At 50.9% G+C, this 1111-nt stretch carries 1 rRNA gene; it reads right to left on the reverse strand.

The annotated features are described in order from the left end of the window. Nucleotides 1-1111, reverse strand: a 23S ribosomal RNA gene (locus B5D46_RS11995); the annotation flags it as partial.

The following is a 1111-nucleotide window of genomic DNA, read 5'->3' on the forward strand; positions in this document are numbered from 1 at the left end:
TGCCATTGCACTGACCTCACGGTTTCCGACCGTGATCAGCCGACCTTCGTGCTCCTCCGTTACTCTTTGGGAGGAGACCGCCCCAGTCAAACTTCCCACCAGACACTGTCCTTAGATTTGTTTATCTCAAGTTAGAACCTCAAAACTATCAGGGCGGTATTTCAACGTCGACTCCATAGCAACTGGCGTCACTACTTCTATGTCTCCCGCCTATCCTGCACAAATAGGTTCAAGGTTCAGTGTCAAGCTGCAGTAAAGGTTCACGGGGTCTTTCCGTCTAGCCGCGGGTACACTGCATCTTCACAGCGATTTCGGTTTCACTGGGTCTCGGGTGGAGACAGCGTGGCCATGGTTACACCATTCGTGCAGGTCGGAACTTGCCCGACAAGGAATTTCGCTACCTTAGGACCGTTATAGTTACGGCCGCCGTTTACCGGGGCTTCACTCAGAGGCTTCGATTGCTCTAACCTCATCATTTAACCTTCCGGCACCGGGCAGGTGTCACACCCTATACTTCCCCTTTCAGGTTTGCAGAGTGCTGTGTTTTTGTTAAACAGTCCCAGCCACCATTTATCTGCGGCTGATTGAAGCTCCTAGCGTTCGCTTTTCACTCCCCTCAGCGTACCTTCTCCCGAAGTTACGGTACAATTTTGCCTAGTTCCTTCACCCGAGTTCTCCCAAGCGCCTTGGTATTCTCTACCCGACCACCTGTGTCGGTTTGGGGTACGGTCATTAAATATCTGATGCTTAGTGCCTTTTCCTGGAAGTCTGGTACCAGTTACTTCGTAACCGTAGTTACTTCGTCTCGGTTCTCGGATTATCGCATCAGTTCTTTTAACCACTCATGCTACCTACCGCCTTTCACCTGGACAACCGTCGCCAGGCTAACCTTCCCTTCTCCGTCAGCACATCGCAATATTTATTGGTACGGGAATATTAACCCGTTTCCCTTCGACTACGATTTTCATCCTCGCCTTAGGTACCGACTCACCCTGCCCCGTTTAACGTTGGACAGGAAACCTTGGTCTTCCGGCGAACGAGCATTTAACTCGTTTTATCGTTACTTGCGTCAGCATTCGCACTTGTGATACCTCCAGCATACCTCCCGGTA

Origin of the sequence: Succinivibrio dextrinosolvens DSM 3072 (assembly GCF_900167015.1) — a bacterium.
Classification (GTDB): domain Bacteria; phylum Pseudomonadota; class Gammaproteobacteria; order Enterobacterales; family Succinivibrionaceae; genus Succinivibrio; species Succinivibrio dextrinosolvens.